Origin of the sequence: uncultured Litoreibacter sp. (assembly GCF_947501785.1) — a bacterium.
In the GTDB taxonomy this organism is placed as follows: Bacteria; Pseudomonadota; Alphaproteobacteria; order Rhodobacterales; family Rhodobacteraceae; genus Litoreibacter.
The window spans coordinates 1,044,910-1,059,511 of the sequence record NZ_CANMXB010000001.1 but is presented as its reverse complement, the minus strand read 5'-3'; the positions used below and the strand labels follow the sequence as shown (position 1 = coordinate 1,059,511).

Sequence of the window (14,602 nt, the reverse complement as noted above, 5' to 3'; positions counted from 1 at the left end):
GTCGGAGACAAGAACGCGATGAGACGCGCAGGAGACAGACAGGCACAAAGGGTCAGGGCGCACAGCCCCGCTCGCGCCATTCCTGTCCGCGCGGACAGCCTCGCTCAGACAAGTCATTTCGCCAACGTTACTTCTCCCCCCGGGTCACCGCCCGGGTCTAGTGCCTTTGCGGAATGCGCACGGATACCATGGCTAAGAAAATGCTTATCGACGCAACACACCCGGAAGAGACCCGGGTTGTTGTCGCAGACGGAAACAAGATCGAGGAATTCGATTTTGAGTCTGAAAACAAACGCCAGCTTGCTGGCAACATCTACCTCGCAAAAGTAACACGGGTTGAGCCGTCGCTGCAGGCGGCGTTCATCGACTATGGCGGAAACCGCCATGGGTTCCTGGCGTTCAGCGAGATCCACCCGGACTATTACCAGATCCCCGTAGCCGACCGTCAGGCGCTGCTGGAAGAGGAAGCGGAATACGCCCGCCAGCAGGCGGAAGAGGACGAAAAGCCGAAGAAACGGTCGCGTTCTCGGTCCCGCTCGCGCTCCAAGGCGGCGGAGGCCAAGACCGACGACGTGGTCGTGACCGAAGAGGTAACATCTGAGGACGGCGCGGAAGTGGCCGAAGCCATTCCAGGCATGGACGTGGTCGAGCTGGACGAGGAAAAAGTGGTCGAAGAGGGGTCCTCCCCCATGGAGACCGTGGCGGAGACGCCCGTGGAAACACCTGCCGCCGACGACGATGACGGCGATGATGATGACGCGGCGGACGACGACGCGCTGCAGGCCACCGACAAGGACGAGAATATCGAATCCGTGGCGCAGGAAGACGACGCCGATGAGGTGCGCCCGAAGCGCAAGCCACGCCCGAAGCGCTACAAAATTCAGGAAGTTGTGAAAGTTCGCCAGATCCTTCTGGTCCAGGTCGTCAAGGAAGAGCGCGGCAACAAGGGCGCGGCGCTGACCACTTACCTGTCGCTGGCTGGCCGCTATTGCGTGCTGATGCCCAACACCGCGCGCGGCGGCGGCATTTCCCGCAAGATCACCAACGCCGCGGACCGCAAGAAGCTCAAAGAGATTGCGAACGAGATCGACGTGCCCAAGGGCGCGGGGCTGATCGTGCGCACGGCAGGGGCCAAACGCACCAAGTCGGAAATCAAGCGCGACTACGAATACCTGCAGCGCCATTGGGAGCAGGTGCGCGAACTGACCCTCAAGTCAATTGCGCCGGCCCCGATTTATGAAGAAGGCGACCTGATCAAGCGGTCCATTCGCGACCTCTATAACCGCGAGATTGACGAGGTTCTGGTCGAGGGCGAGGGCGGTTACCGCACCGCCAAGGACTTCATGAAGATGATCATGCCGTCCCACGCCAAGAACGTGAAGCATTACGCCGACGCGATGCCGCTCTTCGCGCGCCATCAAGTGGAATCGTATCTGTCGGGCATGTTCAACCCGACGGTGCAGTTGCCCTCGGGCGGCTATATCGTGATCGGGATCACCGAGGCTTTGGTTGCCGTTGACGTGAACTCTGGCCGGGCGACGAAGGAAGGCTCGATTGAGCAGACCGCGCTGAAAACCAACCTTGAGGCCGCCGAAGAGGTGGCGCGCCAGATGCGTTTGCGCGACCTTGCAGGTCTGATCGTCATTGACTTCATCGACATGGAAGAGCGGCGCAACAACAACGCCGTTGAGAAGCGCCTGAAGGATAAGCTGAAGACGGACCGCGCGCGCATCCAGGTGGGCCGCATCTCGGGCTTTGGCCTGTTGGAAATGTCGCGCCAGCGTTTGCGCCCCGGCATGTTGGAAGCAACGACACAGCCTTGCCCATCGTGCCACGGCACCGGGTTGATTCGGTCTGACGACAGCTTGGCCTTGACCATCCTGCGCCAGTTGGAAGAGGAGGGGACCCGCAAACGGTCGAAAGAGGTGCTGCTGAAAGCGCCTGTGGCCGTGGTCAACTACCTGATGAACGCCAAGCGTGAGCACATCGCCGAGATCGAAGCGCGCTACGGCATGGCCGTGCGCATCGAGGCGGACCCGCATAAGGTCTCCCCCGATTTCGAGATCGAAAAGTTCAAAACCGCAACCCGCAACCTTGCGCCTGTCGTGGCCAAGACGGCCGCCATCTCGATGGATTCAATCGACATGTCCGACATCGAGGACGCGGTTGAAGCGGATGAAGAAGAAGCGCCCGCACCGCGCGGCCAGGAACAGCAGCAGCAACGCAGCGAGCCTGAGCTGGACGAAGACGGCAACCCCAAGAAGAAAAAGCGCCGCCGGCGTCGGGGCGGCCGTGGCCGCAACCGCAACCGGGATCGTGAGAACGAGAACGCGGAAAACACCGAAAGCGCAGACAGCCAAAACGACACGCCAAAAGCCGCTGACGCCGAGGATGACGACCCACGTCCATCCATAGCGGAGGCCGCGGCGGCGGAGGCCGAGGCGGAAACCGAAGCCAAGTCGGACGAGAAGCCGAAATCGCGGCGTCGCTCACGTTCCAAAAAACCGGAAGAGGCTGAGGCCGAGACCGCGAAGGAGGAGGCGGCCCCCGCAGAGGCAGCGGCTGAGGAAGAAAAGCCCAAGCCCAAGCGCACCCGCCGCAAGAAGGCTGAGCCCAAGGAAGAGGCTGCGGAAGCGGCACCTTCCGAGGACGCAGCCCCGGCGGCGGAGGAGAAGCCGAAGAAGACCCGGTCGCGCGCGAAACCGAAGCCAAAGGCCAAGGAAGCGCCTGCCGAGGTGGTGGCGGAAGCCGCCATCGTGGCCGATGCCACGACCGACGCCGAAGCCGAACCCGCGCCGAAGCCGAAAAAGACCCGTACACGGACGTCGGGGACGACGCCAATGGCGGCAGCCGAAGGCGACACCGCCACGGAAGAAAAGCCCAAGTCCAAACGCAAGGGCTGGTGGTCGCTGGGCCGGTAGGGCTAAGCTACAGACTTACAGGGGCGGGCGCTGTGCCCGCCCTTTTTCGTTTGCGGGAGCTGTTGCGCGATGATTGATCACATGAATTTGCCGGTCACCAATGTGCACGACGCACGCGGGTTCTACGACGCGGTCTTGGCGACGTTGGGCGTCGCCATGGTGGCTGAAGATGGCGACGCGGTTGGCTACGGGGCGCAGCAGGAATGGTCCTTCGGGCTGGTGCCGGCAATAGGTGCGATAGAGCCGCTGCATGTCGGGTTCAGCGCGGCATCAGTTGCTGAGGTCGACGCGTTTCACGCCGCGGCGCTTGCGGCCGGAGGCACCTGCAACGGCGCGCCGGGGGACCGCCCGCAATACGGTGCAGGCTACTACGCGGCCTACATATTGGACCCTGACGGCCACAACATCGAGGCGGTCATACGCCGTTAGCGGCGGCGCTTCTTTGGCGCCGCTTTCGCGGTGCTCAGCACATCTTGCGCCCTCAGCCAACCTTGCGAGCCGCGCGGCAGGGCGCCCAAAGCCCGTTTTGAATGCAGCTCTGCCTCGTTGAAACGGCCAATCACCAAATACCTCTCCGCCGTGGCGACGGAGGCCATGGCATTCTGCCCATTCTTGGCATGCGCCAGGGCGAGGTTGCGCAGCATCACCGGATCGCCGGGGTCGCGGCCCCGCGCCGTGTTCAGGACCCGCAACGCTTCGGCATTGGACGCTTTGGTGTTTGCGGCCAGCAGCGCTTTGCCGAGACCGGCGAGGATCAGCGGCTCCCCCCGTGCAAGGTTAACCGCGTTACGGTAGGACTGCACGGCGGCGGCGGTGTTGCGGCTTTCAAGCAGAATTTGCCCCCGCAATTCGTGGTAGTACGGGTCGCGCGGGCGCAGCTTGAGCAGGGTGTTCATTTCCTTGAGCGCCTTCGCGGCGGCGGGCCGGCGGTGATAGGCCACGGCACGGCGCAGCACGGCGGTCTCTCCGTTTCCCTTCGCCTCAGGCCTACGCAGCACGGTTTTGGAATTTTGCAGGAAGCCTTGCAGCTTGGCCTCCATCCGGTTGTACCAATAGACCGTTTCGGCGGAGGCGGGCCGGGTCCGCGCTTTCAGCCCCGCCACATAGCCGCGCACCGCGCGTAGCCGGTCCGCGGTCAGGGGGTGGGTGCGCGCATAGGGGTCCTGGCGGTTGGAGCGCAGCGCCTCTTGCCCGCGAAAGAGATCAAGAATGTCGTTCATCGCCGCGGGATCAATCCCGGCAGACGCCATGTAGCGCAGCGCCGATTGGTCGGCGGAGGCTTCCTCGGCCCGCGTATGGGCGAAGAACACCCGTTGCGCGGACCCGGCTGACCCCGCCGCGATGCCGATGGCAGCTTCGCTTTCGCCCTTCGCGGCGGCCGCGACGGAGAGCGCCAGCCCGATCGCCGCGACCCGGCTCGCGGTCCGCGCGTTGCCCGCGCGACGCACCAGATGCCCATTGGCGATATGCGCAATTTCATGGGCCAGCACCGCCTGCAGCGCCTCGGGCCGTTTGAGCCGCATGATCAGGCCGGAATGCACGAAGATGTGGCGGCTATCGACCACAAAGGCGTTCAACGAGTTGTCCTGAATGACAAGGATACGGACCGAGTTGGTGCCAAGCCCCGCCGCGCGCAGCACCGGTTTGGCGATCTCCTTGAGAGAGCGTTCGATCTCGGCGTCGCGGATGACGGTGATGGCGTGCGCGGGCAGCGCCAACAGCAATGCCAGCATCAGGGGCAGCAGTCTGGACAGCATCAAGGCTTTCCTTTCATTGACCTTTGGCCCACGCGCTGGTTCAAGCGGGGCCAGAATTGCGGCCAGAGTGCGAGGAAGCCATGCGAAGTTCAAGCCGAGGCGACGTCGATCCGTTTATTGTGATGGATGTGATGGAGTCTGCAAGAAAACTTGAAGAGGCGGGCCGCCGGATCATCCATATGGAAGTGGGCCAACCCGGCACCCCGGCGCCCAAGCTCGCGCGCACTGCCCTGAGCCAGGCCATGGATGAAGACGCGCTGGGCTATACCGTGGCCTTGGGGCTGCCAGAGCTGCGCGCCGGTATCGCGGCGCTCTACAAGGATTGGTACGACGTTGACCTTGACCCGAACCGGGTGGTTGTCACGGCAGGGTCGTCCGCCGCATTCGTGCTGGCCTTTACAGCGCTGTTTGACACGGGCGAGGCGGTTGGTGTGACCGAGCCGGGTTATCCGTCCTACCGCCAAATCCTGAAATCGCTGGATTTGCACCCTGTGGGCTTTGCCACCCACGCCAAGGACCGCCATGTGCCGCAGCTGCCGTCAGCTGATCTGGCTGGGATGATCGTGGCCTCGCCGGCAAATCCTACCGGGACGATGCTGTCGCGTGAGGACCTTGCCGGGCTGATTGGCGCGTGCCAGATGAATGACGTCAGTTTCATCTCGGACGAGATTTACCACGGCGTACAATATGACGGCCGCGCCGTCTCGGCGCTGGAGATCAGCGACGATGTCTATGTGATCAACTCCTTCTCAAAATATTTCTCCATGACCGGCTGGCGGCTGGGGTGGATGGTGGTTCCGCAAGACCATGTCCGCATGATCGAGCGGCTGGCGCAAAACATGTTCATTTGCGCCCCGCATGCCGCCCAAATCGCGGCGCTCGGCGCGCTGCAGGCGCGGGACGAAACGGAAGCGATGCTGGAGGTCTATGCCGCAAACCGGCGGCTGATGCTGGACGGGCTGCCCAAGGCCGGGTTCGACCGCATCGCGCCGCCCGACGGGGCGTTCTACATCTACGCGGACGTGTCTGATTTGACGTCAGATTCGCTGGCGTTTTGCCGCGAAGTGCTGGACGAGGCGGGAGTGGCCATCACGCCTGGGTTGGATTTCGACCCTATTCGCGGACATCAGACGGTGCGCTTTTCTTACGCGCGCGCCACGGCTGATATCGCCGAGGGGTTGGACCGGCTGACGACGTTTATGACGCGACGCAAAGGGTAGCGACAAGCCCCGCGCCAACCGCTATACTATGTCAAAACAAGAACGGCCCGGCAGACGGGCCAAACAGGCTGGGCGGTCATGTATAGAAAGTTAATCGCAGCGTGCTGTGCGCTCTCCCTTGCGGTGGGCGCGGGTGCCTCAGTTGCACAACAGCTGCGCGCGCTTGCGCGTGTGGACATGGAAAATTCTGCGATCACTGACAATGGCTTGGGCGTCGAAGTGGCGCTCGCGCTGACACAGGCCGTGCCTTACCGCGTCTTCACGCTGGACGCGCCGATGCGGCTGGTGATCGATTTCCGCGAAGTGGCGTTTGAGGCCAATCTTGACGTGCTGGACCAGTCCGATCTTGTTGCCAGTGTCGCGGGCGGCGCGTTCCGCCCCGGCTGGTCGCGACTGGTGATGGAATTGTCCGGGCCTTTGGCCGTTCAAAAAGCTGCGTTGGAGACCGACCTGAACGAAGGCGATGCAGTCGTGCGCGTGGTGCTGGCGCCCGCGACGCCCGAAGAGTTTGCCGCAAGTGCCGGCGCGCCGGGAGAGGACAGCGCGCCTATGACGGAGCCTGTTCAACGCGACGATGGAAAGCTGATCGTGGCGCTTGACCCGGGCCATGGCGGCGTTGATCCCGGCGCGCAGCGCGGCGGCCATGACGAGGCCGACCTGATGCTGCAATTCGCCCGGGAGCTGAAAGAGGCGCTGCTGCGTGGCGAGGTTGACGAGGTGGTGATGACCCGAACCGACGACAGCTTCGTGTCCTTGCCCGCCCGGGTCAGTCTCGCGCGGGCTGGCAATGCGGACCTCTTCATTTCGCTTCATGCCGATGCGCTGGTCGAAGGCCGCGCGACGGGGACCACGATTTACACATTGTCGGAGGAAGCCTCCGACAGGGCGAGCGCGCTGTTGGCGGAACGCCAGGACCGGCAGGACATTCTGGCGGGGGTGGACCTGCGGGCGCAGGACGACCAGATCGCGACCGTGCTGATGGACCTCGCCCGGCTGGAAACAGCGCCGCGCGCCGATATGCTGGCCGACCAGCTGGTTATCGGCATGCGTGAACGGCTGGGAAGCTTGCACAAACGCCCGCGGTTGAAGGCCGGGTTTTCGGTGCTGAAAGCGCCAGATATCCCCTCGGTCCTGATCGAGCTGGGCTTTATGTCGTCGCAATCCGACCTCGACAATCTGATGGATCCGGTCTGGCGCGCGCAGGCCGCGGAGGGCATCGTGGATGCTATTGGTGCCTGGGCCGTCGAGGAAGAGGCGCAGCGCAGCCGGGCGGGGCAATGATGCTTTGCCCAAAAAGTGATCAAAATAGGCGTGAAATGGCCGCGTTTGGGCGGCCTCGCGTTTTGACGCCAGCCGCGCGGCCCCCTATAACGGGGCCATGTTTTAAATGGGGGCAGCTGTGATCCTGCGCGCAATCCTTTCCTTCTTCGGGTCGATCTTCAGCCTGATTACCATCGGGGCCTTCGCGGTCGCGCTGCTGGTTGGCGCCATCTTCATGATGTATTCGCGCGACCTGCCCAACACCGATGAGCTGGCGCAATACACCCCGCCCACCATCAGCCGCATCTATTCGGGCCAAGGTGACCTGATTGACGAATTTGCGCAGGAACGCCGCCTGTTCGCCCCGGCCGACCAAATCCCCGATATGGTGAAGCAGGCGTTCATTTCCGCCGAGGACAAATATTTCTACACCCACAAAGGCTATGACCCGCTGGGCATGGCGAAGGCCGCCTTGGACGCCGCGCAGGGCGGGCGTCTTCGCGGGGCCTCGACCATCACGCAGCAGGTGATGAAGAACTTCCTTTTGGGCGGCGAACGCTCGGCGGAACGAAAAGTTAAGGAGTTGATCCTCGCCGCACGGATCGAGACCACGCTCAGCAAGGACGAAATTCTTGAGCTGTACCTGAACGAGATTTTTCTGGGCCAGAACAGCTTTGGCGTGGCGGCCGCCGCGCAGACCTATTTCAACAAGACGCTGACCCAGCTGACGGTTGAAGAGGCGGCTTATCTGGCGGTGCTGCCGAAAGCGCCCTCGCGCTACCACCCGGTGCGCCAGATGGAACGCGCCATTGGCCGGCGCAACTTCGTGCTGCGTGAGATGTATGAAAACGGCTACATCTCGATGGAAGAATACGAGCGGGCGAAAGAGGCCCCGCTGATGTCCGTGCAGAACGGCGATTACGACGCGTTCAAAGGTCAAATTCCGGACCGCGATTATTTCACCGACGAAATTCGCCGCCAGCTGTCGGCCAACTTTGGCGAGGAAGAATTTTTCGGCGGGGGCCTGTCGATCCGCGCCACCGTGGATCGCGAATTGCAGGATGAGGCCGCCAAGTCGCTGCGCCGCGCGCTGGAAAGCTACGATCGCGGGCAAGGCATCTTCCACCGCGTGAAGACCAAGCTGGAGCCTGACACCCTGACCGGCGAGGCCTGGAAAGAGACGCTGTTCAATACTGTCTTTCCGCGTGACGTCAAAGGCTGGCGGGCGGCGGTGGTCCTGAAGCTTGAGGGCGCAGACGCGACCATTGGCATCGAGGGGGAAGGCGAAGGCATCATCCAAGGCGCTGACGTCAAATGGGCGCGCCCCCGTCTGGAAGACGGCAAGCTGGGCAAGAAACAAGCCTCCGTCGACAACCTGCTGGATGTGGGCGACGTCGTTCACGTGAAGGCCCGCGACGACGGCACTTGGTCGCTGCGCCAGATCCCGCAGGTGCAGGGCGGGTTCATGGCGATGGATGTCAATACGGGCCGCGTTCTGGCGATGCAGGGCGGGTTCTCCTACCAGCATTCGGTGTTCAACCGCGCCACGCAGGCAACGCGCCAGCCGGGGTCCTCGTTCAAGCCGTTTGTCTACGCGGCAGCTTTGGACAGCGGCTTTGCGCCCAACACCATCGTGGTGGACGCGCCGATTGAGATCAACACGCCGCAGGGCTTGTGGCGGCCCAAAAACGCCTCCAACAAATTCTACGGCCCCGCGCCGTTGCGCACCGGGATTGAACGCTCGCGGAACCTTATGACGATCCGTCTGGCCGAGGAAATCGGCATGGGCACCGTGGCGCAATATGCGGAACGCTTTGGCGTGTACGACAAGATGAACCCGTTCCTGTCCAACGCGCTGGGCGCGCAGGAATCGACGTTGATGAAGATGGTCACCGCCTACGCAATGTTTGCCAATGGCGGCGAACGGGTGGAACCCACCTTGGTGGACCGTGTGCAGGATCGCTGGGGGCGGACGGTGTATCGCCACGACCAGCGCGTCTGCGAGGATTGCCAATTGGCGTCGCTGGACGACAACTTTGCGCCCTTGATCGTGTCCAACCGCGAACGGGTGATGGATGCGATCACCGCGTATCAGCTGACCTCGATGATGCGGGGCGTGGTTGAGCGCGGCACCGCGGCCAAAACCGTCAACCTCGGCGTGCCGACGGCGGGCAAAACCGGGACCACCAATGACGCCAAGGATGTTTGGTTTGTGGGCTTCACATCCAACATCGTGGCGGGTTGTTACATCGGGCATGACCGCCCGCGCGGCCTGGGGCGTGGTGCCTCGGGCGGCGGCATGTGCGGCCCCGTGTTCAACAGCTTCATGAAGCAGGCGACGGCCAAATACGGGGGCGGCAAGTTTGACGTGCCTCCGGGCGGCTATTTCGTCAAGATCGACCGCTTCTCTGGCGCGGTGCTGCCCAACGATGCCAGCGGTGACCACGTGGTGAGCGAGTATTTCCGCGACGGCGAGGAGCCTACCTTCGGTCTGGGCGCTGTGCTTGATGGCGGCTTTGCGATGGGGTCCAACCTGAACCTGTTTGTGCGCGGCGACAGCAACGTGAATGCGGTGACTGAGGTCACCACCTCAAGCGGCAAACGCGCGGTGATCCCGAAGCGGGCCAATTTTGGCACGCTTTCGGCGGGCGGGCTGTACTGACACCACAGATTTCGTGAAAGAACGAGTTGGACGCGGGCGCGCCCAGCGCCTATCTATCCATGTGACTTAAGACAGGAAGACCACCGCCATGCGCGCAGACGCTCAGAACGCCGTCGAGGCCATCACCAAATCGCTGGAGCTTCTCAAGAGCCGCATGGACTGGGAAACCGCTTCTCATCGGTTGGAAGAATTCAACGCGCGCGTTGAGGACCCGACCCTGTGGGACGACCCGGAGAGCGCGCAGAAGCTGATGCGCGACCGCCAGTCGCTGGTGGATGCGATGGACAGCTACACCTCCATGCTGCAGGAGCTGGATGACAATGTCGAGCTGATCGAATTGGGCGAGATGGAAGACGACGCGGAAGTCGTGGCAGAGGCCGAGGCGGCGTTAACCGCCCTTGTCGAGAAAGCCGCCGCCAAAGAGCTGGAAGCGCTGCTGGACGGGGAGGCGGATGCCAACGACACCTTCCTTGAGATCAACGCAGGTGCGGGCGGTACGGAAAGCTGCGACTGGGCGTCGATGCTGGCACGGATGTATGTGCGCTGGGCCGAAAAACGCGGCTTCAAGGTTGAACTGCAATCCACCAGCGCGGGGGACGAGGCGGGGATCAAATCCGCCGCCTACAAGATCAGCGGGCACAACGCCTATGGCTGGCTGAAATCCGAAAGCGGCGTGCACCGGCTGGTGCGCATCTCGCCGTTTGATTCAGCGGCCAAGCGGCACACGTCGTTTACCTCTGTTTGGGTCTACCCGGTGGTGGACGACAATATTGATATCGAGGTGAACCCCAGCGATATCCGCATCGACACCTACCGGTCCTCCGGGGCGGGTGGGCAGCACGTCAACACCACGGATTCCGCTGTGCGAATCACGCATGAGCCGACCGGCATCGTGGTGACCTCCTCCGAGAAATCGCAACACCAGAACCGCGACATTGCGATGAAGGCACTGAAATCGAGGCTCTATCAGATGGAGCTGGACCGCCGGAATGCGGCCATCAACGAGGCGCATGAAAACAAGGGGGACGCGGGCTGGGGCAACCAAATCCGATCCTACGTGCTGCAGCCCTACCAGATGGTGAAGGACCTGCGCACCAACTACGAAACGTCGGACACCAAAGGCGTGCTGGACGGTGATCTGGATGGGTTCATGGCGGAAACGCTGGCCCAGAACGTGGCGGGCAAAAGCCGCGCCGACGCGCAGGGGTAAGCGCCTACGAGATGACCTGCGACAGGTCTTGTTCTGCCTTGCGCTTGCTGGGGCCGGTGGTGCCACTGAACACCGAAATGACGGCACTGATCGCGCAGAGTACTGCAGCGACGGCTGCGAACCGCGCGAATGCCGCGTTGGAGGCGGGCGCGTGGGACGCAAGTTCGGACGCCTCGCCAAAACTGCCGCCGCCGCCTGCCGCGCCATAGGTCACCGCAATCACGCTGCCCATTGTTGCCACCGAGATCAGGCCTGCCATGCGGGTCACCGCGTTGTTCACACCTGATGCGGTGCCGGTTTTGTGGCTTTCCACCGATCCCATGACGGCTGTGGACAGCGGCGCTACGACGAGCGCCATGCCGATGCCTTGCAGGCACATTGCGGGCATCACCGCGCCCCAGAAGTTTTGGGTATGGGCCACGTAAGACAACGACGCGTAGCCCGCCGCCAGCACCAACGAGCCTGTAACCAGCAGCGGCGCGGGGCCGTAGCGGTCGGCCATCTTGCCCGACAGACCCGACAGGGACGCGATGAAGAAGGACAGGGGCGCGTAGGCGGCCGAGACCTCGATCTCGGTGACGTTCCAGCCGCCGACCACAGCCATGGGCAAGTACATTGAGATGGTCGAGAACGAGAAATAGATGAAGAAGCTGACGACGTTGGCGATGGTGAACCGCAGGTTTTTGAACAGGCTCAACGGCATCATCGGGTGCGGGCTGGTGGCCTCGGTCCACAGGAACGCGCCCATGGCCAACAGACCTGCGCCCGCAATGGCCAGCGACTTGCCATCCACCAGATTGCCGTGTTCCGCTCCGGTCAGCGCCCATGCAATCAGCCCGAGGCCCAACGTGGCCAGAATGCCGCCCTGGATGTCGACGCCGCGTTCGGGTTGCGCCGGGTCCTGCTCGATCTTGCTCCAAAGTACGTAAAGCGCGAGCCCACCCAGCGGCAGGTTGATCGCGAAGATCCAACGCCAGGTGTCATCCGTCCCGAATGTCAGCGCCAGCCCGCCAATGATGGGGCCTAGGGCCGCCGTGATGGCCGAAGACGCAGCCCAGATGCCAATGGCGCGGCCACGTTCCTCGGGGGGGTAGGCGCGCGAGATCAGGGCGAGGGAGCCGGGCACCATGAACGCAGCCCCGATGCCTTGGATGGCCCGTGCCACGATCAGGAATTGCGGCGTGGGCGCAAGCGCGCAGGCGATAGAAGCCACCACGAACAACGCGATGCCGCCCGCAAAGACACGCGCCAGCCCGAAGCGGTCACCAATTGCGCCGCCCACAAGGATCAGTGCCGACAAGGTCAGCATATAGGCATTGGAGATCCACTGAGCTTGAACCAGCGTTGCAACCAGCGAGTTGCGCATGCCCGGAAGGGCGATTGCGACCATGGACCCGTCAATAAAGCCGAGACCGGAGGCCAGAATTGCTGCAAACAGAATATATTTTCGCGCCTCGGGGGCGCATAATGTATAGGGCCCCGAACCCGTAATTGGTCCCGGGGCCGATGTCTTAGTCATTCAATTAGCTTTTTGCGGGCTCTGCTTTGGCCGCCGCGGCGGTTGGAACAGGCGTTTTCGACCCGGAATTCAGTGGATCATCTTGCCGTTGCACCGAGCCCTCGAAATGGGCGCCGGATTCGATGGCGATTGTCTTGTGGATGATGTCACCTTCAACGCGGGCGGTTGATGTGAGGCGGACCTTGAGGCCACGCACGCGACCAACAATACGACCATTTACAACTACGTCGTCAGCAATGATCTCACCCTTGATAACGGCAGTGTCGCCGACGGTCAGCAGATGCGCGCGGATGTCGCCTTCGACAGTGCCTTCAACCTGAATGTCGCCGGTGGTTTTCAAGTTGCCGGTGATGGTCAGATCGCTGGACAGGGTCGATGGGGCCGCCTTGGGGCGGGGGGCAGTGCTGGTCATATCAGACTTCGGTGCGCTCGCTGGGGCTGATGAGGAAGCCGGTGCAGCAGGCACAGCTGGCTTGGCGTCGGAAGAAGAGGGGTTGGGTTCGTTGATCTTGCTCTTAGAAAACATCGCGTCCTGCCTTGATATAGGTCATTGGGTTTACGGGGTTTCCGTTGATCCGCACCTCGTAATGAAGATGCGTTCCCGTCACCCGGCCAGTAGCTCCCATATCACCGATACGATCACCGCGCGAGACCCTTTGTCCGACTTTCACGCGGATTTTTGAGTTATGCGCGTAGCGTGTTTCGATGCCAAATGCGTGCTTGATTTTGACCAACCTACCATATCCTGATTGCCAACCGGCGTGGGTCACAACACCGTCCGCCGACGCATAGATTGGGGTGCCGTGGGCGGCTGCAAAGTCAACGCCAGCGTGCATCCGCCGACCGGCCCCTTTCGGGTCGCGACGGTAGCCAAAGCCCGAAGTGAATCGGAATGCCGATTTCACTGGAACGCCCACCGGGGTCTTGTCAGCGGCGATGCGGAACAGGTTGATACGGTCGAGTTCCTTCAGCAGCGTGTTGGCGCGGGCCGATGTGCTGTCCTTCACGGTTGCACCGCCGGAGGTCGACTTGGTCACCGGCAACAGCGGGCCGCCCTGGCCGGAATATCCTCGGCGCACCTCGTTCAGGATGCTCTCAGTGGGCATGCCTGCGGCGCGGAACATTTTGTCCAGCGGCTCAAGCGATACTGTTACGGCTTCTTCAAGGCGTTGGAAAATGCGGTTGTTGCGGTCCTCATTCAACTGCATCTCGAAGCGCAGGTCTTCAACGATTGTCTCGGCCTCCGCCGAGAATTTCAGCGCTTCGTCGCGTTCTTCGGCGGTCTGTTCCAGCGCCGCTGTCAAAAACGCGACAGAGCCGTCAGCCGACTGCGCGCGGGCAATGGTTGGGCCGGTGCCGTCCGCATTTTCTTCCAGCTGTGCCAACAGCGTTTCATGTTCAGTGCGGGCGCCGTCGCGTTCGCGAATGGTGCGGCGCAGCGTCTTTTGAATAACTTCGATGCCGGTCTCGAGCTCGGTGCGGCGATCCTCCGATGCAAGCAGGGAGCTTTGCATGCCCGAGATCTGCTCCAACGCCACAAAGAACCTGTCCTGGGCTGCGGCAGCTTCGGCGGCGCGGTCGTCGCGCTCTTTGCTGAGCGCGTTCAGGCGCGCCTCATATATGGCGCGTTCGCGTTGGGACTGTTCACGCTGGTTGCCGGAACTGATCGAGTCCATCAAGAAGATGGCCGTTACCACGATGGCCCAGCTCATCAGCACGGCGCCACCGGCCAGCATTCCGGCCATTGTCAGCGGTCGTAACCGAATGAAACGGGTGCCCGCATCCGATTTCATGAAAAGGCGTTGTTCAGGCAGTCTACGCTCAAGCGCGGTGTTGAGCTTATCTAGCAGTTTTCTACGCAATTTGATGTGTCCCGTCGTGTCCCAGTACCCAGCGCGCGCAAGCGTGTCCCCACACGGTTTCCCGCGCGCCCGATGTGCTTAGGGGCTCAAGCGAAACGTCGCAATGATTTAGGTCAAATTTTGTGCCTAACGCGCGGATTTTTGCTTATGGCTTCGGCTTTTCCGGGCAGAAGTTAAAGAAATGGGACCCT

Annotated in this window: 10 protein-coding genes; 6 read left to right on the top strand and 4 right to left on the bottom strand. The window is 62.4% G+C overall.

Going from position 1 to position 14,602, the window contains the following annotated elements:
* The first annotated feature begins 188 nt into the window (after nt 1–188).
* Both Q0899_RS05165 and Q0899_RS05160 read left to right on the top strand, forming a co-directional pair.
* Complete coding sequence (locus Q0899_RS05165; protein WP_299191315.1) at nt 189–2,921, top strand: ribonuclease E/G; 2,733 nt, start codon at nt 189–191, stop codon at nt 2,919–2,921.
* Nucleotides 2,922–2,990: 69 nt separating this feature from the next.
* A complete protein-coding gene (locus tag Q0899_RS05160; protein ID WP_299191313.1) occupies nt 2,991–3,350 on the top strand; it encodes a VOC family protein in 360 nt (119 codons plus the stop codon).
* On the opposite strand, the gene Q0899_RS05155 is transcribed toward Q0899_RS05160, so the two are convergent.
* Nucleotides 3,347–4,678, bottom strand: coding sequence for a M48 family metalloprotease (locus Q0899_RS05155; protein WP_298290698.1), 1,332 nt, complete (start codon nt 4,676–4,678; stop codon nt 3,347–3,349). The two genes, Q0899_RS05160 and Q0899_RS05155, sit on opposite strands and share 4 nt — an antisense overlap.
* Before the next feature lie 80 nt (nt 4,679–4,758).
* Between Q0899_RS05155 and Q0899_RS05150 the strand changes: the two genes are divergently transcribed.
* From Q0899_RS05150 to prfB, 4 genes are all read left to right on the top strand, one after another.
* Nucleotides 4,759–5,898, top strand: coding sequence for an aminotransferase class I/II-fold pyridoxal phosphate-dependent enzyme (locus Q0899_RS05150; protein ID WP_299191311.1), 1,140 nt, complete (start codon nt 4,759–4,761; stop codon nt 5,896–5,898).
* A gap of 78 nt (nt 5,899–5,976) precedes the next feature.
* Nucleotides 5,977–7,179, top strand: a complete 1,203-nt coding sequence (locus tag Q0899_RS05145) for an N-acetylmuramoyl-L-alanine amidase (protein ID WP_299191309.1) — start codon at nt 5,977–5,979, stop codon at nt 7,177–7,179.
* Between the two features lie 121 nt (nt 7,180–7,300).
* Nucleotides 7,301–9,820, top strand: a complete 2,520-nt coding sequence (locus tag Q0899_RS05140; protein ID WP_299195241.1) for a penicillin-binding protein 1A — start codon at nt 7,301–7,303, stop codon at nt 9,818–9,820.
* An 88-nt stretch (nt 9,821–9,908) separates the two neighbouring features.
* Nucleotides 9,909–11,030, top strand: coding sequence for a peptide chain release factor 2 (gene prfB, locus Q0899_RS05135; RefSeq protein ID WP_299191307.1), 1,122 nt, complete (start codon nt 9,909–9,911; stop codon nt 11,028–11,030).
* Nucleotides 11,031–11,034: 4 nt separating this feature from the next.
* Here the strand turns inward: prfB and Q0899_RS05130 are convergent, their stop codons facing one another.
* From Q0899_RS05130 to Q0899_RS05120, 3 genes are read right to left on the bottom strand one after another with little or no spacing between them, the layout of a single operon-like run.
* Entirely contained in the window at nt 11,035–12,549 is a 1,515-nt protein-coding gene (locus Q0899_RS05130; protein WP_299191305.1) for an MFS transporter, read from the bottom strand.
* A gap of 4 nt (nt 12,550–12,553) precedes the next feature.
* Entirely contained in the window at nt 12,554–13,075 is a 522-nt protein-coding gene (locus tag Q0899_RS05125) for a polymer-forming cytoskeletal protein (protein ID WP_298290712.1), read from the bottom strand.
* On the bottom strand, nt 13,065–14,411 hold the full coding sequence (locus Q0899_RS05120) for a M23 family metallopeptidase (RefSeq protein WP_299191303.1): 1,347 nt from the start codon (nt 14,409–14,411) through the stop codon (nt 13,065–13,067). Before Q0899_RS05120 ends, Q0899_RS05125 begins: the two co-directional genes overlap by 11 nt.
* Between the last annotated feature and the right edge of the window lie 191 nt (nt 14,412–14,602).

Bases quoted from the DNA above. Each gene is read 5' to 3' on its own strand.
- Q0899_RS05165 (WP_299191315.1), top strand. From the start codon at position 189: ATGGCTAAGAAAATGCTTATCGACGCAACACACCCGGAAGAGACCCGG.
- Q0899_RS05160 (WP_299191313.1), top strand. From the start codon at position 2,991: ATGATTGATCACATGAATTTGCCGGTCACCAATGTGCACGACGCACGC.
- Q0899_RS05155 (WP_298290698.1), bottom strand. From the start codon at position 4,678: ATGCTGTCCAGACTGCTGCCCCTGATGCTGGCATTGCTGTTGGCGCTG.
- Q0899_RS05150 (WP_299191311.1), top strand. From the start codon at position 4,759: ATGCGAAGTTCAAGCCGAGGCGACGTCGATCCGTTTATTGTGATGGAT.
- Q0899_RS05145 (WP_299191309.1), top strand. From the start codon at position 5,977: ATGTATAGAAAGTTAATCGCAGCGTGCTGTGCGCTCTCCCTTGCGGTG.
- prfB (WP_299191307.1), top strand. From the start codon at position 9,909: ATGCGCGCAGACGCTCAGAACGCCGTCGAGGCCATCACCAAATCGCTG.
- Q0899_RS05130 (WP_299191305.1), bottom strand. From the start codon at position 12,549: ATGACTAAGACATCGGCCCCGGGACCAATTACGGGTTCGGGGCCCTAT.
- Q0899_RS05125 (WP_298290712.1), bottom strand. From the start codon at position 13,075: ATGTTTTCTAAGAGCAAGATCAACGAACCCAACCCCTCTTCTTCCGAC.